General features: G+C 70.7%; 16 protein-coding genes and 1 pseudogene. 3 read left to right on the top strand and 14 right to left on the bottom strand.

Annotated features, from left to right (window positions below; translation table 11 throughout):
• Positions 1-98 precede the first annotated feature (98 nt).
• Entirely contained in the window at positions 99-827 is a 729-nt protein-coding gene (locus B5557_RS09025; protein ID WP_079658627.1) for an SIR2 family NAD-dependent protein deacylase, read from the top strand.
• A 25-nt stretch (positions 828-852) separates the two neighbouring features.
• Here B5557_RS09025 and B5557_RS09030 read toward each other — a convergent pair whose 3' ends face one another.
• The 4 genes from B5557_RS09030 to B5557_RS09045 all read right to left on the bottom strand — a co-directional run bounded on the left by B5557_RS09030 (position 853) and on the right by B5557_RS09045 (position 4,466).
• Entirely contained in the window at positions 853-2,088 is a 1,236-nt protein-coding gene (locus B5557_RS09030) for a cytochrome P450 (RefSeq protein ID WP_079658628.1), read from the bottom strand.
• Positions 2,089-2,112: 24 nt separating this feature from the next.
• Entirely contained in the window at positions 2,113-3,537 is a 1,425-nt protein-coding gene (locus tag B5557_RS09035) for an FAD-dependent oxidoreductase (protein WP_079658629.1), read from the bottom strand.
• A complete protein-coding gene (locus B5557_RS09040; RefSeq protein WP_079664671.1) occupies positions 3,494-3,718 on the bottom strand; it encodes a ferredoxin in 225 nt (74 codons plus the stop codon). Before B5557_RS09040 ends, B5557_RS09035 begins: the two co-directional genes overlap by 44 nt.
• A 112-nt stretch (positions 3,719-3,830) precedes the next feature.
• A complete protein-coding gene (locus tag B5557_RS09045; RefSeq protein WP_079664672.1) occupies positions 3,831-4,466 on the bottom strand; it encodes a hypothetical protein in 636 nt (211 codons plus the stop codon).
• 189 nt (positions 4,467-4,655) lie between these two features.
• Between B5557_RS09045 and B5557_RS42715 the strand changes: the two are divergent.
• Positions 4,656-4,751: pseudogene (locus tag B5557_RS42715) on the top strand (NAD-dependent deacetylase); the annotation flags it as partial.
• Positions 4,752-4,771: 20 nt separating this feature from the next.
• On the opposite strand, the gene B5557_RS09050 reads toward B5557_RS42715, so the two are convergent.
• From B5557_RS09050 to B5557_RS09090, 9 genes are all read right to left on the bottom strand, one after another.
• Positions 4,772-5,794 carry a TolB family protein gene (locus B5557_RS09050; RefSeq protein ID WP_079658630.1) on the bottom strand — a complete coding sequence of 341 codons (1,023 nt, stop codon included), beginning with the start codon at positions 5,792-5,794 and terminating at the stop codon, positions 4,772-4,774.
• Entirely contained in the window at positions 5,791-7,059 is a 1,269-nt protein-coding gene (locus tag B5557_RS09055) for an MFS transporter (RefSeq protein ID WP_079658631.1), read from the bottom strand. The genes B5557_RS09050 and B5557_RS09055 overlap by 4 nt, the downstream gene beginning before the upstream one ends.
• A gap of 5 nt (positions 7,060-7,064) precedes the next feature.
• Positions 7,065-7,955 (bottom strand): alkaline phosphatase family protein, encoded by an 891-nt coding sequence (locus B5557_RS09060; protein ID WP_079658632.1) that lies wholly within the window; start codon positions 7,953-7,955, stop codon positions 7,065-7,067.
• A 132-nt stretch (positions 7,956-8,087) separates the two neighbouring features.
• Complete coding sequence (locus tag B5557_RS09065) at positions 8,088-8,633, bottom strand: methylated-DNA--[protein]-cysteine S-methyltransferase (RefSeq protein WP_079658633.1); 546 nt, start codon at positions 8,631-8,633, stop codon at positions 8,088-8,090.
• A gap of 9 nt (positions 8,634-8,642) precedes the next feature.
• On the bottom strand, positions 8,643-10,175 hold the full coding sequence (locus B5557_RS09070) for an AlkA N-terminal domain-containing protein (RefSeq protein WP_079658634.1): 1,533 nt from the start codon (positions 10,173-10,175) through the stop codon (positions 8,643-8,645).
• 79 nt (positions 10,176-10,254) lie between these two features.
• The gene (locus B5557_RS09075) at positions 10,255-10,731 is read right to left on the bottom strand and encodes a DUF7144 family membrane protein (protein ID WP_079658635.1); all 477 of its coding nucleotides are present in this window, start codon (positions 10,729-10,731) and stop codon (positions 10,255-10,257) included.
• A gap of 400 nt (positions 10,732-11,131) precedes the next feature.
• Positions 11,132-12,544, bottom strand: a complete 1,413-nt coding sequence (lpdA, locus tag B5557_RS09080; RefSeq protein WP_079658636.1) for a dihydrolipoyl dehydrogenase — start codon at positions 12,542-12,544, stop codon at positions 11,132-11,134.
• 132 nt (positions 12,545-12,676) lie between these two features.
• Positions 12,677-16,606, bottom strand: a complete 3,930-nt coding sequence (locus tag B5557_RS09085) for a glycoside hydrolase family 2 TIM barrel-domain containing protein (protein ID WP_079658637.1) — start codon at positions 16,604-16,606, stop codon at positions 12,677-12,679.
• A 214-nt stretch (positions 16,607-16,820) separates the two neighbouring features.
• A complete protein-coding gene (locus tag B5557_RS09090) occupies positions 16,821-21,005 on the bottom strand; it encodes a molybdopterin-dependent oxidoreductase (RefSeq protein WP_443031361.1) in 4,185 nt (1,394 codons plus the stop codon).
• Between the two features lie 516 nt (positions 21,006-21,521).
• Between B5557_RS09090 and B5557_RS09095 the strand changes: the two genes are divergently transcribed.
• The gene (locus B5557_RS09095) at positions 21,522-23,465 is read left to right on the top strand and encodes a M1 family metallopeptidase (RefSeq protein ID WP_079658639.1); all 1,944 of its coding nucleotides are present in this window, start codon (positions 21,522-21,524) and stop codon (positions 23,463-23,465) included.
• Positions 23,466-23,641: 176 nt separating this feature from the next.
• Here the strand turns inward: B5557_RS09095 and B5557_RS09100 are convergent, their stop codons facing one another.
• Entirely contained in the window at positions 23,642-24,274 is a 633-nt protein-coding gene (locus B5557_RS09100) for a potassium-transporting ATPase subunit C (protein ID WP_079658640.1), read from the bottom strand.
• Positions 24,275-24,283 lie beyond the last annotated feature (9 nt).

A 24,283-nucleotide genomic window follows, 5' to 3' on the forward strand; every position in this document is an offset into this window, starting at 1 on the left:
GCACTCGCACTCGCCCCCCTGGTCGTGGGCGGCTGTCTGCGGGCCACCGCCCGATATCCGCTCGCGGCCACCGGATCCCCCGACTTACGCTCGAACGCATGAGCAAGCCACTCGTCGCCATCCTCAGCGGGGCCGGTATCTCCACGGATTCCGGGATCCCCGACTACCGCGGTCCGAACGGGTTGTGGCGGCGGGATCCGGAGGCGGAGAAGCTGGTCACGTACGAGTACTACATGGGCGATCCGGAGATCCGGCGGCGGTCCTGGCAGCTGCGGCGCCGCAACCGGGCCCTGACGGCGGAGCCGAACGCGGCACACCGGGCCGTCGTCGAGCTGGAGCGGTCCGGGGTGCCGGTCAGAGTCATCACGCAGAACGTGGACGGGCTGCATCAGCTCGCGGGGATGCCCGTGCGCAAGGTGCTCGAACTGCACGGCACCGTCCGCAGCGTGGTGTGCACGAAGTGTCATGCGCGAGGGCCGATGGCCGAGGCGCTGGCGCGGGTCGAGGCCGGTGAGGCCGATCCGCCGTGCCTGGCGTGCGGGGGGATCCTCAAGTCGGCCACCGTGATGTTCGGCGAGCGCCTCGACCCGGTGGTGCTGGGCGAGGCCGTCGCCATCACCAAGGCCTGCCAGGTCTTCGTCGCCGTCGGCACGAGCCTCCAGGTGCAGCCGGCCGCCGGACTGGCCGGCGTCGCCGCCGACCACGGCGCCCGGCTGGTCATCGTCAACGCCGAAGCGACGCCGTACGACGAACGGGCCGAGGAAGTCATCCGCGAACCCATAGGCACCGCGCTACCGAAGCTGCTGCGCCAACTCGGCGCCGAGTAGCCTCCGGACAGGCCTCAAGGGAGCCCTAAGGGCGGATCCCGTCGCAGGAGATGTGCAGACGCCGTGGCCCGCGGAGCACGGCGTTCTGCCGGTACTGGGGCGGATCCTTGAGCAGACGGGGGTTTTCCAGCCTCCGGGCCAGTTCCGACAGGGCGAACTGGGTCTCCAGCCGGGCGAGTGGCGCGCCGAAGCAGCTGTGGATGCCGCTGCCCAGGCCGAGGTGCTGGATGTCCCGGCGGTCCGGGTCGAAGCGGTCCGGGTCCTCGAAGCGCTGGGGGTCGCGGTTGCCGGACGCCAGAACCAGCCAGAGGGAGGCGCCCTTGGGAATGGTGACGCCGCGGACCTCGATGTCGGCGAGGGTGGTGCGCTGCGGCACCAGTTGCACCGGCGGCTCGAAGCGCAGCAGCTCCTCGACGACGGGCACGGCCAGCCGAGGATCCTCGCGCAGCCGCTGCAGGACGTCGGGATGGCGCAGCAGGGTCAGCATTCCGTTGGTGATGAGGTTGACGGTGGTCTCGTGCCCCGCGATCAGCAGCAGCGCGGCGGTGCTGAGCAGCTCCATCGTCGTCATCGCGCCGTCCTCGCCCTTGGCCGTGGCCAGCTGGGAGAGCATGTCGTCGCCGGGATTCTTACGGCGCTCCTCGATCAGGCCGGCCAGGTACATGCCCAGCTGCATCCTGGCGTCGTGCGCGCCCTTGCCCCGCTCGGTGGGATCGGCGTCCGGGTCGGGGTCCAGGCTCGCGGCGAGCGTGTCCGCCCAGGTGTGGAAACGCGCCTCGTCTTCGCGTGGCACGCCGAGCAGCCGGCAGATCACGGTCACCGGGAAGGGGTACGAGAACTGCTCGACCAGGTCGATCCGGCCCGGGTCGCCGATGCCGTCGATGAGGCCGGAGACGATGTCGTGGAGCTCTGCGCGCATCCCGTCGACGCGGTGCGGGGAGTGCGGCGGGCCGAAGGGCCGGTTCGTCATGCGTCGCAGCCGGTCGTGTTCGGGCGGGTCGAGCCGCAGGAACCCGGGCGGCAGGGCACTCTCCTCCTGGGTCGGCTCGGCCAGCGGGTCGTGGGCGGTCGAGGCCAGATTGCGGGCGTCGGAGCTGATCCGCGGATCGTGCAGGAGGCTGCGGATCTCGTAGTAGGTGCTGATGACGTACGGCCCGCCGTCTTCGTGGTGTACCGGCGTCTTCCGCAGCTGTTCGTAGATCGGGTACGGGTTGGCGCGGTTGGCGTAGTCCAGGATCTGGTGCAGCAAGGATTGCGTCATGGCGAGTCCTCGTGGCCGTACGGGTCAGTGCGCGGGGGTGAACGTCATCCGGCGGTCGGTCGGCGCGTATCCGCCGAGGGTCACGGTGGGGCCGTGCGTGGGAACCGACGGGTCGGGGAAGTCCGCGTCGACCGGCCGCTGTCCGTCCGCACGCCGGTCGACCGTGGGGAACGGCGGCGGGAACGGCGCGGTGGTCTCGATCAGCTCCTGGTAGAACGGCAGCCATCGGGCATGGTCGAAGGCGACCGCGCCGATGACGCGCCCCTGGTAGCCGTAGACGCCCATGAACCGGTGACTGTCGAGTGCGCCCTGCGAGATGACGATCTCCGTTCCCAGCGACGGCACCCCTACCGACTTGATGTTGACTCCGAACTGTGAGGACCAGAAGGCCGGCACCTCCATGTGGGGGATGCGGTCGGCGCTCTCGCTGATCATGTTGTGCGCCGCGATCCGGGCCTGGGTGACGGCGTTGCCCCAGTGCTCCAGGGACAGGAACTGGTAGCCGAAGAGGGGGTGCGGGCAGCGTGCGACGTCGCCGGCCGCATAGATGTCGTCGGTGACGATTCCGCGGATGTCGAAGGCGCGGCAGCCGGCGTCGCAGGCGATGCCTCGGGGGCCTGCCCCCAGTCCGGACCCGGCGAGCCAGTCCGTGTTGCGGATGGCGCCGAGCGAGACGATCACCACGTCGGTCTGCACGGTGGAGCCGTCGGACAGCTGCGCGGCGCGCACCCGTCCCGAGGCATCGCCCTCCAGAGCAGTCACCATGATCCCGCACCGCAGGTCCACACCGTGCGCGCGCTGGAGCTCTGCGGCGACCGCGCCGACCACCCCGCCGAGAGCGCCGACCAGAGGCGCCGCGCCGCGCTCGGCGACGGTGACGGCAATGCCGCGCTCGCGACAGGCGGAGGCGATCTCCGAGCCGGTGAACCCGGCCCCGATGACGAGGACCCGCTTGGGGCCCTCCTCGAGCCGCCGTGCGAGCGCGACGCTGTCGTCGCGGGTCCGCAGGACGAAGACGCCATCGAGTTCCGCCTCGGCCTCGCGCGGCCACGCTCGCGCCCGAACGCCGGTAGCGATCAGCAGCCGGTCGTACGGCACCTCGTCGCCGTCGGCCAGCCGCACCCGCCTTGCGGCCATGTCCAGGCCGGTGGCCGGGACACCCAGCCGCCAGGTCGCATCGACCGATCGAAGCCTGGGCAGCGCGGTGCGGTCGGCGGCCGCCCTGCCCAGCAGCACCTGTTTGGAGAGCGGGGGCCGGTCGTACGGCTCGTGGGGCTCGTCGCCGATCATGGTCAGGGAGCCCGCGAAGCCCTCGGCCCGCAGGGTTTCGGCAGCGCGCAGCCCGGCCAGCGAGGCGCCTACGACGACGATGCGGCCCTCGCGTTTGAGCCGTTCCAGGGATCCGTCACCGCGCACCGGACACCGCCTCGGCCGGCACGTCCACCGCATCGACGAGGATGGCCTGGACCGGGCAGGCCGCGGCGGCCTGAGCCAGCTTCGCGCGCTGCGCCTCGTCGGCCTCCGGGTCGTACAGCAGCGCCTCCTCGCCGTGCATGGTGAAGATCTCGGGGGCGAGGAACGCGCACTGCGCATACCCCTGACAGCGGTTCAGGTCGACGGCAATCCTCAGCACGGGATCGGTCTCCTCTCCAACGGCCCGGTCAGTCCCCTGCTACACCTTCGGCGGCCCGGCGGGATCCTGCGACGAGAAGGAGGCCGTTCGAGTGAGCGGTGCGGTCCGCTCAGGTCGACGGGGCGGGCCGCGTGCGTGCGGGACGCCGACCCCACAGGATGTTCAGGCTGAGCAGCAGCGCCCAGGCCGGGAAGACCAGTTCGGACCAGGGCACACTCGCTCCCACCAGGAGCAGCGCAAGGCCCGCCAGGTAGCCGAGGACGACGAGCGGGCGCGGGAGGGCGCCGTGTCGGCGGCCGATGGTCGAGGTCGTGATGATGAACACCGCCGCCATCCGCATGGCGTACGTGGTCAGCAGGGCGTAGGCGAAGTCCCGGCCGAATGGAGGGTGCTGCCGACTCTCGTCGAGCACGGTTCCGGCCGCCGCGGCAGCGCCGAACAGAGTGGCGACGAAGACCAGGCCACTGCCCAGGAACACGGTGGAGAAGAACTGGTCCTCGCCCTCCCCGGCCTGCTCACGCAGCGCGCCCATGAACCACAGGAAGGCGATCCCGGCGAACGGGAGCAGCGCCAGCGCGGTCCGCACGGCGCCACGCTGTCCGGCGTCGACGGTTGCGTCGCCGCCGGCGCCGCCGGGCAGGGCGGTGCGCATCAGGGCGATCGCCGCGGCCATCAGGATCGCGAACACCACCCCGGCCACCCCGGCGGCCCAGGGCGTCGCGAGACGCTCGTGCTCGCGCTTCAGCTCCATGGTCTCTCGCCTTCTGCCTGGTCCTCCTTCGTACAGACACTCGCGATCCAGGCACTCGCGCCACCGGGGTCACTCGGGAGGAAGACCCCTATGCGCCATACAGGTCACGGCTGCTGGTCGGAGGGGTGATCCGGAGATCCGGCGGTGTTCCTGGCAGCTGCGGCGCAGGAACAGCACCCGTCAACGCCGTACGACGAACGCGCCGACGACGTCGTCCGGGAGCCGATCGGGACGGCGCTGCCGAAGCTGCTGCGGGAGCTGACCGGGGCGCAGCTCTGACGTCGTCCCGGCCCGGCCTGTCAGCCCAGGTAGGCGGGGGCGACGGCGGAGGTCATGAGGGTGCGGGCCGTGCCGCTGCCGTCGGCGGGGACGGTCCACAGGTCCGAGCCGTAGTCGCCGGGGAGGGCGTACACGAGGGTGGAGGGGTCGGCCCACAGGGCCTGGTCGTCGATGTTGCGCCGCTCGGCGGTCGCGGTCTCCTTCATGGTGCGCAGATCCAGGACGTACAGCCGCCAGGGGGCGTCGGCAGAGGCCCCCTTTACGCGCCTCTTGTAGGCGATCCGGGTGCCGTCGGGTGAGAGGGAGGGGCATTCGACGTTGCCGTGCACGGTGGTGAGGGTGCGTGCGGTGACGTCGCCGCGGACGAGGTAGGTCCGGCCGCCGCTCGCCAGGGTGGCGTAGAAACGGGTGTCGTCGGCGAAGGTGACACCCCAGACGTTGATGTCCGCCGCGCGGTAGGGCCGACCGTCCTTGATGATGCGGAAGGTCTCCAGGTTGTCGTCGATCGCCCAGGTGCGGGTGTCGACGATGGCGGTGCGGGTGGAGAAGTCGGTGCCGGCGTAGGAGTCTCCGCTGACGAAGACCGTCCAGGCCACCAGGTGGCCGGAGGGTGAGACCCGGGCCCGGGTGGGGATGCCGGCGGCCGGGAAGTGGTGCAGTTCGTGCAGGTGCGAGTCGAGCACCACCGCTCGGTAGGTGTCCTGCAGTGCGCCGTGCACGGCCTGGAGGCAGATGCCGGTACCGGCCGCCGCGTGGAAGCGCAGGCATTTGACGCCCGATGCGGTCCGCGGGCCCTGCGGATCGTCGGCGGGCACGGTGGCGATCTCGTCGCGGTGCGGGCCCCAGGCCAGGTTGCGCACCAGCAGCCGACGGCCGGTCGTCGGCCGGAGCGAGACGTCGCCGGCCCGCACGGTCGGACCGTTCGCCTGCTGCTCGTCACGCATGCCCGACCGGTGGGCGGCGTACAGCACCGCCCCGGTGCCCACGCTGCCGAGGAGCAGGACCGAGACCAGCAGGATCAGCAGGCGGGCGGTTCTGGTCATACGGGCACCTCATCGGCCGTACGGAGTATGAAGGAGGCCACCACGGCGCTGACGGCCAGCGCGACAGCGGTGACGGCGAGCGCGGTGTGCCCGCCCCACAGGGTCCAGGCCGCGCCGAAGGCGAGCGAGCAGGCGAACCGGGCCAGCGCCTGGCCGGTGCCGACCAGCGCCTGCCCGGCCCCTTGGTGCTGGGCCGGCACGGCGCCGGCGGTGGCGGCCGCGAGGACTCCGTCGGTGGCGGCGTAGAAGGTGCCGTGCAGGACGAGGACGGCGACCACGGCGGGGGCGCCGTGCCAAGGGGACAGCACCAGGCCGTAGCCCAGCAGCAGGACGCCGTGGCCGGCCAGGAAGAGCCGACGGCTGCTGACGCGGTCGGCGAGGGCACCGAGCGGGAAGGCGAGCAGCAGGAAGACGGCGGCGGTGCCCAGCGGCAGCAGCGGGAAGAGATGGGCGGGCAGGTCCCCTTCGCGCTGCAACAGCAGATAGAGGAAGGAGTCGCTGACGGTGGTCAGGCCGAGCAGGGTCGCGCACACGGTGAGCCCGCGCAGCTCGGGGCGGCGCAGCAGCCCGAGCGCGTCCCGCAGCAGCGGGCGGGCCGGTTCGGGTCGTGGTACGCCGCCGGCGGGGGCGATGTCGCGGGGCACGAAGAGCACCAGCACCAGGACCCCGAGCACGGCGATGCAGCCGCTGACCGCGAAGACCGCGTCGTAGCCGTCGACGGTGGCCCTCAGCACGGCGAAGGCCACGAGCGGGCCGAGCAGCGCGCCGGTGGTGTCCATGGCACGGTGCACCCCGAACGCCCGTCCCCGGTGGGCGGGTTCGGTGGCCAGCGAGATCATCGCGTCCCGGGGGGCCGTGCGCAGTCCCTTGCCGGTACGGTCGGCGGCGAGCACGGCGCTGATCACGGGGAGGGTGTGGGCGAGCAGCAGCAGCGGCTTGCTCAGCGCCGACAGTCCGTAGCCGAGGCCTGCCACGACCTTGTGCCGACGGCCTCCCCGGTCGGCGAGATGGCCTCCGGCCAGCCGGACCAGGGCCCCGACGCCGTTGTTGATGCCGTCGAGGAGACCGAACCCGAGCGGCGACAGACCGAGGCCCGCGACCACGTAGAGCGGCAGGACCGCCGTGACCATCTCCGAGGAGACGTCCGTGATCAGGCTGACCGCCCCCAGGGCCAGCACGGTGCCGGGCACGGCGGCCGGCCGCCGCCCCGGACGGGGGTCCGGGGCGGCGGCGGCCTTGGTGCTGCGGGAGTCCGCGAGATACACGGGCGTCAGTTCCAGATGCCGGTGATGTCGGAGGCGGAGGCGGCGTTGCCCGCGTGCGCGCTCAGACCGGCCAGGTCCTCCACGGTCCGCAGGACGTTGTAGTGGTTGTAGGTGGTGGCGCTGGCGCTGCCCGGGGTGACGTGCTGCCCGTAGAGAACGGTGGGTATGCGGTTGCCGGACAGCTTGTTGTCCTCGTCGAAGGTGACGGCGAGGATGCTGTTGTGGGTCTGCGCCCAGGTGGCGTACGCGCCCAGGTTGTTCTTGATCCAGGTGTCGCCCGTGGAGACCGAGCAGTCGTGCATGTCACTGCACAGGTTCGGCACGACGAAGGACACCTTCGGCAGGGTCGTGTAGTCGGTCGGGAACTGCGTCATGGTCTTGGCGCTGCTGGTGGGCACATTGGAGAAGCCGAACCACGGGTTGTGCTTCTGTGCGTAGTTGCCGCTGCTGCAGGTCGTCGAACCCTGGCTGGGCAGCGACTCGTTGTAGCTGGCCCAGGTCTCGCCGGCGGCGATCAGCTCCGAGGCGAGGTTGGGCGCGGAGATGGACCCGACCGAGACGCAACTGTCGTCGGTACGGCCCTGGTTGGAGCCCGAGAACAGCATGTAGTAGTTCGGCTCGCTGGGGTGGGTGAGGCCGTAGGACTGGGTGAGGTTGGCGCCACCCGCCTTGAGGGTGTTGTTGATGTAGGGGGCGCTGGAGCTGCCGATCACCTGCGAGTAGGCGTGGTTCTCCATCACCACGACCACCACGTGGTCGGGGGTCGGGAGAGCGGCGGCCTGAGCGGTGGAGGCCGTGGCGGCCCACACGCCGATCGACGTGGCGGTGAGGGCGACGGCGCCGGCGAGTGCGGCGAGGGGGCGTCTGTTGCGCTGGGAAGCCTTGACGGCGGCCATGACTGTCCTCCGGACAGAAGGGACGGACGTGCGAGGGGGCAGCGCCGCAAACCCTAGAAGCCCTGGGCCGGGCCTGGGTGAAGGCCAGAAGAACGGTGAACCCCAGCAGGCAAAGGTCGCACCAGGCCCAGGTCACGCACGGCAAAAGCCGTCCGGTCCTTCCAACTGTGTGTGGAAGAGGGTCGTTTCGCCGGCTTCGTCGATCGCGGTGCCGCTCTCGAACTTCAACAGGCGCTGCTTGCGTTCCAGACCGCCACCGTAGCCGGTGAGGCCGCCGCCCGCTCCGATCACACGGTGACAGGGGACGATGATGCCGATGGGGTTCTTGCCGTTGGCGAGGCCCACCGCGCGGGAGGCGGCCGGATTGCCGAGGGCTTCGGCGAGTTCGCCGTAGGTGCGGGTCTCGCCGTACGGGATCCTGCGCAGTTCGGCCCAGACGCTCTGCTGGAACTGGGTTCCACGCAGGCTGAGTTGGAGGGTGAAGTCCTGCAACTCGCCCGCGAAATAGGCGTCGAGCTGTTCCTCGGTGTCGCCGAAGAGGGTGTCGTCGCGAGGGCCGAAGTTCTCCTCGGGCGGGCGGTGGCGCTGTTCGGTCATATAGAGGCCGCAGAGGACTCCGTCGTCGGCGACGAGGGTCAGCGGGCCGTACGGGCTGTCGACGATCGTGTGCTGGTTCATTGAACGCCCCTATACGGGAAGGAAGTTGATGGGGTGGCTGTCGGTCGCCCACAGGTACTGGACGGCGTACGCGCGCCAGGGCCGCCAGGCCGCCGCACGGGCCGTGAGCGCCGCCGGAGTCGAGGGCAGGCCCAACTCCTGGGCGGCGCGCCGGATTCCGAGGTCGGTGGCGAGGAAGGCGTCGGGGTCGCCCAGGGCGCGCATCGCGATGACGTCGACCGTCCACGGCCCGAAGCCGGGCAGTGCCAGGAGACGGGCACGGGCCTCGGGCCAGTCGCTCTCCACCCCCAAGTGCAGTGTGCCGTCGGCGAGTTGACGGACCAGGGTGGTGAAGGTGGTGCGGCGGGTGCGGGGCATCGCCAGACGCTCGGGGACGATGTCGGCGAGCGCCTGCGGCGTCGGGAAGAGATGCGTGAGGCCGCCTTCGGGGTCGTCGACCGGGTCGCCGTACGCGGTGACCAGTCGGGCCGCGTGGGTGCGGGCGGCCGCCGTGGAGACCTGCTGGCCCAGCACGGCACGCACGGCGAACTCCGCCTCGTCGACCGTGCGCGGCACCCGGCGGCCGGGGGCCTTGTCCACCAGCGGCGCGAGCAGCGGGTCCGTGCGCAGTTGCTCGTCGACGGCGACCGGGTCGGCGTCCAGGTCGAGCATGCGCCGGCAGCGGCTGATGGCGACGGTGAGATCGCGCAGGTCGCTGAGGGTGAGACGGCAGCCGATGTGGTCGGGGTTCGGGGTGAGCGCCACGATCCCGTGCCCGTACGGCAGCCGGAGCGTGCGCCGGAATGCCCCGTTCCGCCACTCCTCCACGCCCGGCACGGCGGTCGCGGCGAGGTGCCCGAAGAGGTTGTCGGGGTTGAGGGGCGCGCGGAAGGGGAGGCGGAGGGCGAGCGTGCCGGGCGTGGCCGGGTGGGCTGCGGGGTGCGCGGGGGCTGAGGCCGAGGGGGCCGTATGGGCGGAGGGGTTCTTGCGCGGGACGCGGGCTCGCAGTGCGCTCGGGGAGAGTGCGAAGACCTCGCGCACGGTGTCGTTGAAGGTGCGGATGGAGGAGAAGCCGGCGGCGAACGCGACGTCCGCCATGGGGAGTTCGGTCGTCTCGATGAGGATGCGAGCCGTCTGGGCGCGCTGAGCGCGGGCCAACGCCAGGGGACCCGCGCCGAGTTCGGCGAGGAGCTGGCGTTCGACCTGACGGGCGCTGTAGCCGAGGCGCGCGGCGAGTCCGGGGACGCCGTCGCGGTCGACGACGCCGTCGGCGATCAGCCGCATGGCCCGCGCGACCAGGTCGGCGCGTTGGTTCCACTCCGGTGACCCCGGAGTGGTGTCGGGCCGGCAGCGCTTGCAGGCGCGGAACCCGGCCTGCTGGCAGGCGGCCGAGCTCGGGTGGAAGACCATGTTCTCCGGCTTGGGCGGCACCACCGGGCAACTGGGCCGGCAGTAGATTCCGGTGGTCAGGACCGCTGTGAAGAACCAGCCGTCGAACCGCGCGTCCTTGGACTGTACGGCGCGCACACAGCGCTCCCGGTCGGTGTACATCCCGTTCTGCATGCCTCCAGCATCGACCGGCCACCGCCCCCGTGCTGGCGAGAATCCGACGTCGACCTCGCGTGTCCTGCGCCGTCCCGCATCACGTCGTGCCGCCCTGCACCTCCCATGGCGTCGTCAGGGACCAGATCACGAACACGTCGATCGCCATGACGGTGATCGACCAGAGCGGCTCGTAGGGCAGGAACAGGAACTGGGCGACCAGGCTCAGCGCGGCGAGGAGGATGCCCGGGAAGCGGGCCCAGTGGGCGTTCTTCAGGAGGGCCACGCCGGTCGCGGCCGCGACGACGCCGAGGACGAGGTGGATCCAGCCCCAGCCGGTGAGACTGAGTTCGTAGACGTAGGTGCCGACGCGAGCGTAGACGACGTCCTCGGCGATGGCCGCAATGCCCTGGAGGACGGCGAGCACGCCGCTGCACAGCATCAGGACGCCGGCGAAGACGACGCCGCCGCCGATCCGGCTGCCGGGCGGGGTGGTCCGGCGTGGTCCGCCGCGTGGCGTGGACCAGGCGGTGCCGATCTCGCCGTGCGGGTCGCCGGCCGGGGGGTTCGCACTCATGTGGGGCTGTCCTTTCGCCGGGGCCGGGTCGCGAGGAGGTCGACGACGCCCAGCGCGAAGAGCAGGGCGAGGGCGAGGCCGATCACGACCCGGCCGGTCGGGTACGGCCACAGCAGATACGCCAGGACGGCCGCCCCGGCCAGGATCCCGGGGGCCCGCTGCTCGGAGGGCCGGTGTCCGCTGGCCCTCCGGCCGGACGGGCGTCGGCCGGGGTGTTGCCGTCCCGGGCGCTGCGCTCCGGCATGGCGGACTCCCTAGCCGTCGGTCCGGTCCTGGCCGGACCGCCCCGCGTCGGTCGGGGTTCGGTCCGGTGGATGCCAGCACATCCCGGCCGTACGTCGGCGGCGAGCGCAGCGGGACCGTTCGGGTGAACGGCCCCGCCGGGCGCGGTGCGCAAGACCTACATGTTGATCATGTGCCCGGCCAGTCCGTGCACCGCCTCCTTGACGGCTTCGCCCAGGGTGGGATGGGCGTGGACGTTACGGGCGACCTCGTGGACGGTGAGGTCCCACTGCTGGGCCAGCGTCAGCTCGGGAAGGAGTTCGGTGACGTCGGGGCCGATGAGGTGGCCGCCGATGAGCTCGCCGTACTTGGCGTCGCTGATCAGTTTCACAAAGCCGGTGGTGTCGCCGAGGCCGTGCGACTTGCCGTTCGCGGTGAACGGGAACTTCGCCACCTTGACGTCGTAGCCCCTTTCCCGAGCTTGCTCCTCGGTGTAGCCGAAGCTGGCGATCTGGGGCTGGCAGTAGGTGGCCCGCGGGATCATGGCGTAGTCCAGCTCCATCGTCTCCGCGTCGGCGAGGGTCTCGGCGGCGATGACGCCCATCGCCTCGGCGGCGTGCGCGAGCATGAGCTTCGCGGTGACGTCTCCGATGGCGTAGATGTGCGGGACGGAGGTGCGGCAGCGGCCGTCGACGTCGATCGCGCCGCGCTCGGTGACCTTCACGCCCGTGTTCTCCAGGCCGTAGCCGGTCACGTTGGGCGCGAACCCGATCGCCTGAAGGACCTTGTCGGCCTCCAGGACCTGCTGGGCGCCGTCCTTGCCGGTCACGGTGACACGCACCTGGGGACCGGACTCGTCGATCGCCTCCACGCGGGTCGAGGTCAGTACGTCGATGCCCAACCTGCGGTACTGCTTGGCCAGTTCGGCGGAGACCTCGGCGTCCTCCAACGGGGCGACCCGGTCCAGGAACTCGACGATCGTGACCTTCACGCCGTAGTTGTGCAGCACATAGGCGAACTCGATGCCGATGGCGCCGGCGCCCGCGATGACGATCGACTGCGGCAGGTCCTCGGCGAGGATCTGCTCCTCGTACGTCACCACCCGCGCGGTGCGCTTGGTGCCGGGCAGCAGCTTGGGGGTCGCGCCGGTGGCGATGATGCAGTGGTCGAAGCCGATGGTGCGGATCTCGCCGTCGTAGCCGGTCACCCGGAGGGTGTGGTCGTCGACGAAAGCGCCACGGCCGTCGAGTTCGGTGATCTTGTTCTTCTTCATCAGGTAGTGGACGCCCTTGACCCGGCCGTCGGCGACCTTGCGGCTGCGGCGGTACGCCTCGCCGTAGTCGAAGGAGACCTGCCCGTCGACCTTGATGCCGAAGGTCTTCGCGTCGTGGGTGAAGATGTGCGCGAGTTCGGCGTTGCGCAGGAGGGCCTTGGTGGGGATGCAGCCCACGTTGAGGCAGACGCCGCCCCAGTACTTCTCCTCGATCACCGCGACACGCTTGCCCAGCTGGGCGGCGCGGACCGCGGCGACGTAGCCGCCGGGACCGGCGCCGAGGACCACGACGTCGAAGCGTTCGTCCTGCTCGGGCATAGGGGTTCCTTTTCCGTCGATTCCGTTTCCCGTTCCGTGGGAATTGTTCCGCTCTTCCCCGCCCGCCGCCACAAAGATCATCCGTGGAGGGGGTCACACGGGCGGGGAAACGGCGCCGACGGACCCGGGGGGTTACTCCTCGGCGGTGGGCCTGCGCGAGGCGGCCGTCGCCTCGCGCACATCGGTCAACGGCCGCAGACGGTAGGTGTACGCGTAGTCGCGGTCGGCGAACAGCTTGTACTCGTCGTGGGTGTGCGCGCCCCAGCTGTTGTCGCCGCCGATGCCCATCTGCCGGTGGTTCAGGCGGAGTACGACCTCCTTGCGGGGTGTGAGCTGGTAGTCGTGGCGGGCCCCGACCGACAGGTCCTCGGGCGTGAAGTGCGAGGCGTTGACCTCCAGGAGCGGCTCACCGGAGACGAGCAGGCCGTTGCCGTCGCCGTCGGTGAGGGCGACCCACCGCACGTCGGTCTTGTTGCCGTTCTCCTGCGGACGCAGATAGGAGGTCCACTGCCCGGTGACGGTGCCGGAGTACAGGCCCACGTCGGTGGCGTCGTTGCGGTCCCAGTGGTTCTCCTCGGGGCCGCGGCCGTAGTAATGCAGTTTCTCCAGACGGGCGGGCAGGAACAGCATCGTGCCGACCTCCGGGAGGTACGGCAGCGAGGCCGCGCCCGGATGCAGCGTGTTGTCGACCTTGATCTCACCGTTTCCGAAGACGGTGTAGGTGGTGGTGTACGTCGATTCCGTCGTCGTGGGCAGGGTGCCGGCGACCTTGATCACTACGGCCCGGTCGCGCACCGCCCGCACGTTGACGTCGGTCACCTTGCGGCGCGCGCCGGCGTCGCGCCAGGTCTGGTTGCGGGTGTGCTGGCCGTTTCCCCGGTCGTTGTCGGTGGGGGCACGCCAGAAGTTCGGGACCGGCCCGGAGGAGATCAGCTGAACGCCGTCGGCCCGGTAGGACGTGATGACACCGGTCCTCTTGTCGACGGTGACGGAGAAGTCGTCGCCCGTGACGGTGACCGACGTCTCGCCGTCCTCATGGCTGAGCGCGGGCACTCCGTCCAGGGACACGGGGGTGACGGCGGGGCTGCCGGCGTCGACGACGAGCTGCTGCCTGGCCACCTCGAAGCCGGACCGCGCCCACTTCGTCGTCTCCTTGATGGTGAACGACAGGTGCAGGAAGTACTCGGCGCCCGGCGCCGGATCCCCCGGCGCCTTGAAGGGGACGGTGACGTTCTTGCTCGACAGCGGAGCCACGTCCAGCTGCGCACGGCTCAGCTTTCCGCGTTGCAGCACTCTGCCGTCGCCGACGAGCTCCCACCGTCCGTCGAATTCACGGAGGTTGGTGAAGAGGTACTCGTTGGTGAGGGTGATCGCCGCTCCGGGAGCGAGCCGTTCGCCGGCGGCCGGTGCGGCGTTGACGGCCTGGTAGATCCGCTTGACCTCCGCCGACTTGCCGGTGGGTCCACGGTCGGCGGTGACGATGCCGTCGCCGGAGAAGGCCCCGTCGTTGGGGTTGTCGCCCCAGTCGCCGCCGTAGGCGCGGAACGTCTTCTCACGGGGCCGCTTCTCGGTGAGGCGGACGGTGGCGGCGTCGAACCAGAACCGTACGCCGTCGTCGCCGGGGCCACGGCCGGCGGAGGCCAGTTCGGCGGCGCTCAGCGCCCGGGCGTACACCCGGGCCCGGCGGACGGTGCCGCTGAACTCCCGGGTCGGGTTGTCGACGTCGGTGGCCAGGGACAGCGGGGCGGTGTTGACGGCGGGGCGCACCGTGGTGGTCCGGGTCGCCCGGACCGAGCCGTCGACATGAAGGGTCAGGGTGCCGGCCGCCGCGTCGAAGACGCCCGCGACATGGTGTTCGGCGCCGGTCCAGTCGTCCGGCAGCGCCCAGCTCGCAGTGACCCACTGACCGCTGCCGTAGATGAAGAACTCCAGGGTCCTGTCGGTCTGTTTCAGGGCGTACTGGGTGTCGCCCTTGGCGAGGACGGGCTGGTGGTAACCGGTTACGTGCGGGGTGATCCACGCCTCCAGGGTGAGTGAGCCGGTGAGGTCGAGGCGCGCGTCGCGGGCGAAAACGGTTCCACCGGACACGCCCCGGTCACGGGTGAAGCTGCCGCTGGGGGCGATGAGCTCGCCGCGCAGTGCGGCGGGACCGGCCTCGGTGAACAGCTTGCGGACGGGGGTGGGCCAATCGAGGGCCTGGTCGACGAAGTCCCAGATCCAGCCGCCCTGCAGCACGTCGTGGCGGCGGACGAGATCCCAGTACTTCTTGAAGTTTCCGCTGGAGTTGCCCATCGCGTGGGAGTACTCGATCATCACGTACGGCCGGGTGTCGGCGGTGTCCTTCGCGCGGGCCTCGACGCGGGCGGGACTGTCGTACATCTCGGAGCGGATGTCGCTGATTCCCGGGCGGTCGTCGCCCTCGTACTGGATGACGCGGGTGGTGTCGTAGGAGCGGATCCAGTCGTGCATGGCGGTGAACGTGCTGCCGCCGCCGGCCTCGTTGCCGAGGGACCAGATGACGACCGAGGCGTGGTTCTTGTCGCGGTGCACCATGTTCTGGGCGCGGGCCACGCACGCCCTGGTCCACTCGGCGTGGTCGCCGGGGTACTCGCCCCGGATGCCGTGGGTCTCGAGGTTGGTCTCGTCCACGAGGTACAGGCCGTACTCGTCGGCGAGTTCCAGCCAGAGCGGGTTGTTGGGGTAGTGCGAGGTGCGCACGGTGTTGATGTTCAGCCGCTTGATGATCCCGATGTCCTGGACCAGGTCCGCGCGGGTGAGGGCCGAGCCGCGCGCCGGGTGCATCTCGTGCCGGTTGGTGCCCCGGAAGGAAACCGGCTTGCCGTTGATGCGCATCAGCCCGTCCTTGAGCGCGAACTCGCGCAGGCCGACCCGATGGGAAACGGTTTCGATCACCTTTCCCGCGGGGTCGCGCAGGCGGAGCACGGCCGTGTAGAGGTTTGGGTGTTCGGCCGACCACAGACGCGGTGTCGGCACCGCCTTCGCCGCCCGCACGGTCCTCTCCTGTCCGGCGTCGAGCGCGGCGGCCTGCTGGAGCGGCCTGGACCACACCGGATGCCCGTGCGCGTCGTACAGCTGGGTCTCGACGGAGTACCGGCCCGCGCCCTTCCCGCCGTAGTCCCGCACGCTGGCGGTGACCGACAGCTCGGCCGCCTTGTAGTCGTCGCTCAGCGGGGTGTCCAGCCTGAAGTCGCGCAGGTGCACGGCCGGCGTGGAGTAGAGGTAGACCGAGCGGAAGATGCCGCTCAGCCGGATCATGTCCTGGTCCTCCAGCCAGTCCCCGTCGGAGTAGCGGTAGACCTCCACGGCGATCTGGTTGGCGCCCGGCTTGAGGTGTGGGGTGATGTCGTACTCGGCGGGGTCGTAGGAATCCTCGTGGTAGCCGACCAGCTCACCGTTGATCCATACGTAGTGGGCGGACTTGACCCCCTCGAAGTGAAGGAACGTCCGCCGTCCCGCCCAGCCGCGCGGGACCGTGAAGGTGCGACGGTACTGGCCGACGGGGTTGTAGCGGGTGGGGGCGAGCGGCGGCTGCGCCTCCTCGCCCAGGCCGTTGGGGCCCCACCACGGGTAGGTGATGTTGATGTAGATCGGCCGGTCGTAACCGTGCAGCTGCCAGGCGGAGGGAACGGGGATGGTGTCCCAGCCGCTGTCGTCGAGATCGGTGCGGTGGAAGTCGGCGTCTCGGTCGTCGGGGCGGTCGGCGTACGCGAACTTCCAGACACCGTCCAGACTCAGCCGGTACGGGGAGCGGGTGCGGTCGGCGGCGAGCGCCTGGCCGAGGTCCGCGTACGGCATGAGGGTGGTGTGCGGGGCTTCGGTGCCGAGCCGGAAAGCGTCGATGGAACCGTTCCACTCCGGCGTACCGTCCGCCGCGACGGCCCGGTGTGCGGTGGACGGTGCGGACAGGGCGAGGGCGCCGAGGACGGCGGCGGACCCTTCGAGCAGACGACGGCGGCTGACGACCGGCCGCTGGGAATGAGCCGGCTCCACCCGCGGGGGGCGGTCCGGCCGGTCCACGGACGACACGTGCGGGTGCGACATGACCACGACCTTCCTCTAGGCGACCGTGCGACTGTGCACGGACGGAGGGTGCGTCAGATCTTGTCCACTCCTGTTGAAAAAACGAACATAGTCGCGCCGCGATGGCTGAATATCAACTCTCTTCGGCGCAACACCACTTGGCGCCCACGTTTCCCACGGGCCCTTTTGGTGACTCCCGTCAGTAAACGTCTCAGTAAACGTCTCACTGAACGGCTCAGTAAACGTCCCGTACGTACCGCTTGTCGGCGGCGAGCTGCTTCACATGCGCCGCCGCCTCCTCCTCGCTCATGCCGCCGTGGACGACGGCGACGTCGCGCAGGGCCCGGTCCACGTCCTTGGCCATGCGGGAGGCGTCCCCGCAGACGTAGAAGTGGGCGCCGTCCTGGAGCCAGGACCACAGGTGGGAGCCGTGCTCGCGGATCCGGTCCTGGACGTAGACCTTGGCGCGCTGGTCGCGGGAGAAGGCGGTGTCCAGTCGGGTCAGGGTGCCGTCGGCCCGCAGGCCGCTCAGCTCGTCCTCGTAGTAGAAGTCCGTCGCCCGGTGCTGCTCGCCGAAGAACAGCCAGTTGGGAGCCCGGTGTCCGCGGGCCCGGCGCTCCTCGAGGAACCCGACGAACGGCGCCACCCCCGTTCCCGGGCCGACCATCACCATCGGGGTCGAGGGGTCGGCGGGCGGTCGGAAGTGCGGGGAGCGCTGCACATGGACCGGGACCTCGGTGCCGGGTTCGGCGTCGGCGAGGAAGGGCGAGCAGACGCCCTGCCGGGGTCGGCCGGCCAGGTTCTCGTACCGCACGACGGAAACGGTGAGCGACACAAGGTGGGGGTCGGTCAGCGGGCTGGACGAGATGGAGTACAGGCGCGGCTGCAGCCTTCCGAGTACCTCGGCCCATTCCTGGGCGTCGGCGCGCAGGCCCAACTCGGCTGCCACGTCGACGGCTTGGCGGCCCCAGGACCACTTCGCCAGCTCGTCCTTGTTGTCCGGGCGCAACAGTTTCCGCAACTCGCGCGGGTCGCGGGTGCGGTCGGCGGCGAAGCGGAGCAGGGCCGGGGTGATCCGGGTGATGTCCAGGTGCCGCAGCAGGGCCTCGCCGACGGCAACCTCTCCGAAACCGCTCAGGACAACAGGCGCGTGCGCGTCGAGGCCGGTGACGGACAGCCACTCCGCCACCAGTTCGGGGGAGTTGAGGGGGCGCACGCCGAGGGCGTCGCCGGCCTCGTAGACGAGCGGGCTCTCGCTGTCGCCGGTGTCGAAGGTGAAGCGCCGGACCTCCTTGCCGGAACCCGGCCGGCTCAGCAACCGGTTGCCGGTGAGGCGGGCGGTGACGGGAACGGGCCGCCGGGAGCGGGCGGGAGCGGCGGGAGCGGCGGGCGCGGGCCTGGTGGCGACGGCGGCGGACGTCGAGGCAGGGCCGAGGGCCGGGACAGGGGCGGCGGCGGGGGACGCGGGCGGGGTCGCGACGGGGGCCGCGGGCACGAGCTCCGTGGCCTCCTTGAGCGCGGTGACCACCTGGTCCAGCCAGGCCTCCGCCTCCGTCTCGTAGTCCGGTTCACAGTCCGTGCGCGGGGCCAGCCGGACCGCGCCGAGCTCGTCCATACGGTGGTCCAAGCGTCGGCCGTGTCCGCAGAAGTCGTCGTACGAGGAGTCCCCGAAGGCGAGGACGGCGTAGCGGCGGCCTTCGAGACGGCCGGTGTCCAGCGCGGCGAGGCCGTCCCAGAAGCCGGCGCCGTTGTCGGGGGCGTCGCCGTCGCCGAAGGTGCTGGTGATCAGCAGCAGGTCGGCGGCTGCGGGCAGGCTGGCGGGGTCGGCCTCATCCATGGCGACGAGGGACGCCGGGTGGCCGCCCTCGGTGAGCCGGGCGGCGGTGGCGGCGGCGAAGTCCTCGGCGTTGCCGGTCTGGGAGGCCCAGAGGATCACGACCTGGCGCGCCGGGGATTCCTGGGGCGCGGCGGTGGTGCGGGAGTACATGCCGGCGAGGGTGCCGTTGACCCACAGGGCGTGCTCGGGGCTGAAGGGCGCGTCCGGCGGCAGGACGGGGACGCCGGGGGCGCCGGCCGGGATGCCGGCGAGGAAACCGACGAGGTACTGCCGTTCGCGTTCGGTCAGGGCCGGCGGCGGGGCGGGATCCAGGCCGAAGACGGCGGCCGCGGAGGGCTGGACCGCGGTCGGTACGAGGACGGGCGCGGGCACGGGCGCGGAGGCCCCCAGGGCAGAGGTCTCCGTTGCCGGAGTTTCCGTGACCGGTCCGGCCATGACGCGCGTCCCCATGGCCGTGGTGGCTGTGGCCGGGGTGTCCGTGGCCGGAACCTGCACGGTAACCGGTGTCGAAACCCTGGTCAGCGAGACGGCGCACACCTTCAGCTCGGGCTGGAAGGAGAGCGGGTCGACGGCGTCGCTGGTGACCGCGTTGACGCTGAGGTACTCGCCGAACAGGTCGTTCCAGTGGAACGGCGCGAAACAGGAGCCGGGCAGGACGCGATCGGTGACGACGGCCGGCAGCACGGCCCGCCCGCGCCGCGAGGCGACCTCGACGGAGTCGCCGTCGGCCACGCCGAGCGCGGCCGCGTCCTCGGGGTGCACCTCGACGAACGGGCCGGGGTTGAGCTTGTTGAGCTTGGCCACCTTCGCGGTCTTGGTCAGGGTGTGCCACTGGTGCTGGAGGCGTCCGGTGTTCAGGACGAACGGATAGTCGTCGTCCGGCATCTCGGCGGGCGGGACGTGCGGACGCGGGTGGAAGACGGCGCGGCCGGAAGCCGTGGGAAAGGTGAGCGAGCCGTCGTCGTTCACGTACCGGATCGGGTTGCGGTCGGGGCCGTCGGCGGTGGCGGCAGGCCACTGCACGGGGGTGGCGCGCAGTCGGTCGTACGTCACTCCGCGCAGGTCGTAACCGGTTGCCGGGTTGTGGGCGCGCTTGATCTCCTCGAAGACCTGCTCGGCGCTGTCGTAGGTGAAACCGCTCTCGTAACCCATTGCGCGGGCGACGGCCGCGATGAGCTGCCAGTCGGCCATGGCCTCGCCGGGCGGGTCGGCGGCGGGCCGGGCGAGGGTGAGGTTGCGCTCGCTGTTGATGAGGACGCCCTCGGTCTCCGTCCACAGCGCGCCGGGCAGGACGACGTCGGCGTAGGCGTTGGTCTCGGTGTCGGCGAAGACGTCCTGGGCGACGACGAACTCGGCTGCCTCCAGCCCCTCGATGACCGTTCTGCGGTTGGCGACGGAGGCGACCGGGTTGGTGCAGATGATCCAGCAGGCCTTGATCTCGCCCTCGGCCATTTTCCGGAACATCTCGACGGTGCCCTTGCCGACGCCGTCGGCCCGGATGGTGCCCGGTTCGAGCCCCCACAGCTCCTCGACGAAGGCACGGTCGGCGTCGACGAGGACGGAGCGCTGGCCGGGGAGCCCCGGACCCATGTAACCCATTTCCCGGCCGCCCATGGCGTTGGGCTGGCCGGTGAGGGAGAAGGGCCCGCTGCCCGGGCGGCAGATCGCGCCGGTGGCGAGGTGGAGGTTGATGAGCGCGTTGGTGTTCCAGGTGCCGTGCGTGGACTGGTTGAGGCCCATGGTCCAGCAACTGGTCCACTCCCCCGCCTCCCCGATCAGCCGCGCGGCCTCGCGCAGGTCGGCCTCCGGGAGGCCGGTGATCTCCGCGACGGTCGCGGGTGGGTAGTCGGCGAGGAACTCCGGCATCGCCTCCCAGCCTTCGGTGTGGGCGGTGACGAAGGCGGGGTCGGTGTGGCCGCTCTCGTGCAGGAGGTGGAGCAGACCGTTGAGGAGGGCCAGGTCGGTACCCGGCTTGACCTGGAGGAACAGGTCGGCTTTCGCCGCGGTGGCGGTGCGGCGCGGGTCGACGACGATCAGTTTCGCGCCCGCTTTCACCCGGTCCATCATCCGCAGGAACAGGATCGGGTGGCAGTCGGCCATGTTGGAGCCGATGACGAGGAAGACGTCCGCCTTGTCGAGGTCCTCGTAGGAGCCGGGCGGGCCGTCGGCGCCCAGAGACAGCTTGTAACCGGTTCCGGCGCTTGCCATGCACAGTCGGGAGTTCGACTCGATCTGGTTGGTACGGAGGTAGCCCTTCACCAGTTTGTTGGCGAGGTACTGCGCTTCGAGGCTCATCTGGCCGGAGACGTAGAGGGCGACCGCGTCGGGGCCGTGCTCGTCGACGATGGCCCGCAGTCGCCGTGCCGTCTCGGCGACGGCCGCTTCCACGGGGGCGGGTTCCGGTTCCTCGCCACGGTCCGAGCGGACGAGGGCGGTGGTCAGCCGGCCGGGGGCGGCGAGCATGTCGGCGGTGGTCGCACCCTTGGTGCACAGCCGGCCGAAGTTCGCGGGGTGCTCCTTGTCGCCGGACGCCTTCAGGACCGTACGCCGTCCGTCCGGTCCGAAGCCGATGTCCAGGACCATGCCGCAGCCGACGCCGCAGTACGAGCAGACCGTGCGCACCTTCGTCTCCGACGCGCTGTCGGTCCGCGGGTCCAACGCGGCCACGGGCGCCCCTTTCCTTCTGACGATCAGCCTGGTGAGAGTCTCTGCAAGCCTCTGCGACGGTACGAACCGTGCATTACACAGGTGTCTCCCGGACCGGCCACCGGGAGTTAAGCCCGGCGCACAACGAACGGCGGGCGAGTGTGAGCGGCCCGCTGCGGCCCCGCAAAGGAGCAGGTTACGGGGGTGACGGCCGGGGTGTTCGAAGGCGGGGTGGGTTCGAAGGCGGGGTGGGTTCGAAGGCGGGGTGGGTTCGAAGGCGGGGTGGGGTTTCGGGCTGCGGGGCCAGGGAGCTTTGCCAATCTCTGATGGCATGGCCGCGTCAAATCTGTCAGGCTTCCGGCAGCCGTCGCGCACCGCCCCTCCGGCACACCCACGCCGTCGGGGACAGCCACCGAGCAGGCCGGAAACCCGGCCGCCGCAAAGGAGCCATGTGTGAGACCCACCCCCCGCAAGGCCATCTCCACGAGCGCGCTCGTCCTCGCCGCGCTGGCCGCCGTCTCGCTCCCCGCCACGACCGTGGCAGCCGCGCCGCAGACACAGCAGGCACCCGGTGCACAGCAGGCAGCCCGTGCACAGCAGGCACAGCAGGCCCCGCGGTCGTCACAGGCACCGCGGGCTGCGGGTGCGGCTGCCGCCTGCACCCCCGCCCAGGTGGTCGCGGGCGGCGACTTCGAGAGCGGCGCCTCGGCGTGGACCCAGTCCTCGACCGGTGTGATCACCAGCCGCACCGGTCAGTCGGCGCACGGCGGCACCGCTTTCGCCTGGCTGGACGGAGTCGGCAGCACGCACACCGACACGCTCTCGCAGAGCGTCACGATCCCGTCCGGGTGCGCCACCGCCACCCTCACCTTCTGGCTGCACATCGACACGGCCGAGACGACCTCGTCCACCGCGTACGACAAGCTGACGGCGAAGATCGGCACGACGACGCTGGCCACGTACTCGAACCTCGACAAGAACACCGGCTACGTCCAGAAGTCGTTCGACGTGTCGGCCTTCGCGGGCCAGACCGTGAGCCTCGCCTTCACCGGAACCGAGGACTCCAGCCTCCAGTCGAGCTTCGTCCTCGACGACATCGCGCTCAACACCTCCGGCGACACCGCACCGCCGCCCGCCGACTCCACGCGCACCCCGGCCGCACCCTCGTACACCGTCAGTCTCACCAGCAACACGGCCGGCACGGTCTGGACCGGTCACGAGAGCGCGACCTTCACCAACGCCTCCGCCACCGCGCTGAGCGAGGTGTATCTGCGGCTGTGGGACAACTACCACGGCACCTGCACGTCGATGCCCATCGCGGTCAGCAACGTCACCGGCGGCACCGCGGGCGCCCTCTCCGTCGGCTGCACGGCCCTCCAGATCACCCTCGCCACGCCCCTCACCCAGGGGCAGAGCGCCACGATCGGCTTCGACCTGGGCATCACCGTGCCCAGCGGCGCCGACCGGTTCGGCTACGACGGGTCGTTCAGCTTCATCGGCAACGCGCTGCCCGTGCTGGCGGTGAAGGACGGGGCGGGCTGGCACCTGGACCCGTACACGAACAACGGCGAGTCGTTCTACTCCCTGGCCGCCGACTTCAAGGTGACCCTCGACCATCCGACCGCCCTGCTGGTCCCGGCCACCGGCGCCTCGGTCGACGCCGCCGGCTCCAGTGGGCGCACCATCACCACGGCAACCGCGTCCAAGGTGCGTGACTTCGCGTGGGCGGCGGGCCCGTTCAGCAAGATCTCCGGCACCTCGACCGCCGGGACGCCGATCAACGTCTACTCCGTGTCCGGCATCAGCTCGGCCAACGCCCAGTCGATGCTCACCACCGCCAAGTCCGCCGTGGACGCCCACGCCGCCCGCTTCGGCGCCTACCCGTACGGCGAGTTGGACGCCGTCATCGACAACAACTTCTGGTTCGGCGGCATGGAGTACCCCGGGTTCGTCCTGGACCTGGTGAGCACCACGGCGCTGACGCATGAGATCGGCCACCAGTGGTGGTACGGCATCGTCGGCGACGACGAGTACAACAGCCCCTGGCTGGACGAGTCGTTCACCGACTACGCCACCGACCTGGCGCTGGGCAAGACCGGCAGTGGCTGCTGGAGCAGCGTCTCGTGGGCCTCTTCGGCGGAGAAGATCACCAACTCGATGGCCTACTGGGACGCCCACTCCTCCCGGTACTCCACCGTCGTCTACGGCTACGGCAAGTGCGCCCTGCACGACCTGCGACGGCTCATCGGCGACACCGCCATGGCCAACCTGCTGAAGGCGTACGCCACTTCGCACTGGTACGGCGTCTCGACCACGGCCGAGTTCAAGGCGGCGGCCCAGGCCACCACGGCCACGGACCTGACGTCCTTCTGGACCACCCACCGCATCGAAGGCTGATCCGGCAGCGAAGGCTGATCCGGCAGCGACGGTTGATCCGGCGGGGACCGGACCACCGCGCTCGCCGGTGCTTCACGGGTGACGCCCCCAGCGCGTCACCCGTGAAGCACCGGGCGCAGGGGGTCTCCCTTTCGCCCCCTTCCCCCCTTCCTCCCTTCCCCCCCCAGGGCACGCCGTCAGTTCTTCGCCGCGAGTTCCTTGAGCGCGATGTTGAGTTCGAGGACGTTGACGCGGGGTTCGCCTATGAAGCCGAGGGTGCGGCCGTCGGTGTGGTCGGCGACGAGCTCGTGGACCTGGGCGACGGACAGACCGTTCTTCTCGGCGACCCGGTGGACCTGGAGGTCGGCGTAGGCCGGGGAGATGTCCGGGTCGAGGCCCGACCCGGAGGAGGTGACCGCGTCGGCGGGCACCTGGGACGGCTTGACCTTGTAGTCCGCGGTCGAGTTGTCCTTCACCACCTCGGCCTTGGCGTCCTCGACCGACTTGATGAGTTTCTCGTTGTCGGCGGAAAGGTTGGTCGCTCCCGAAAGCAGCAGTTTGTACTGGGTGTTGACGGTGTTCTGACCGAGCCCGTTCGCGGGGCGCGGCTGGAAGTAGTCCAGGCTGTAGCCCTGTTGGCCGATCAGGGAGGAGCCGACGACCTTGCCGTCCGCCCTGATCTCGGAGCCGTTCGCCTTGCCCGGGAAGAGGCCCTGGGCGATGCCGGTCACGACCAGGGGGTAGATCACGCCGGTCATCAGGGTCACTACGAGGAGGGCACGCAGGCCCGCCCCGAGCAACCGGGCTGTGTTCACAACGGAGTTGTTCATGGTCCTGTC

It is taken from the genome of Streptomyces sp. 3214.6, from assembly GCF_900129855.1.
GTDB classification, from domain to species: Bacteria; Actinomycetota; Actinomycetes; order Streptomycetales; family Streptomycetaceae; genus Streptomyces; species Streptomyces soliscabiei.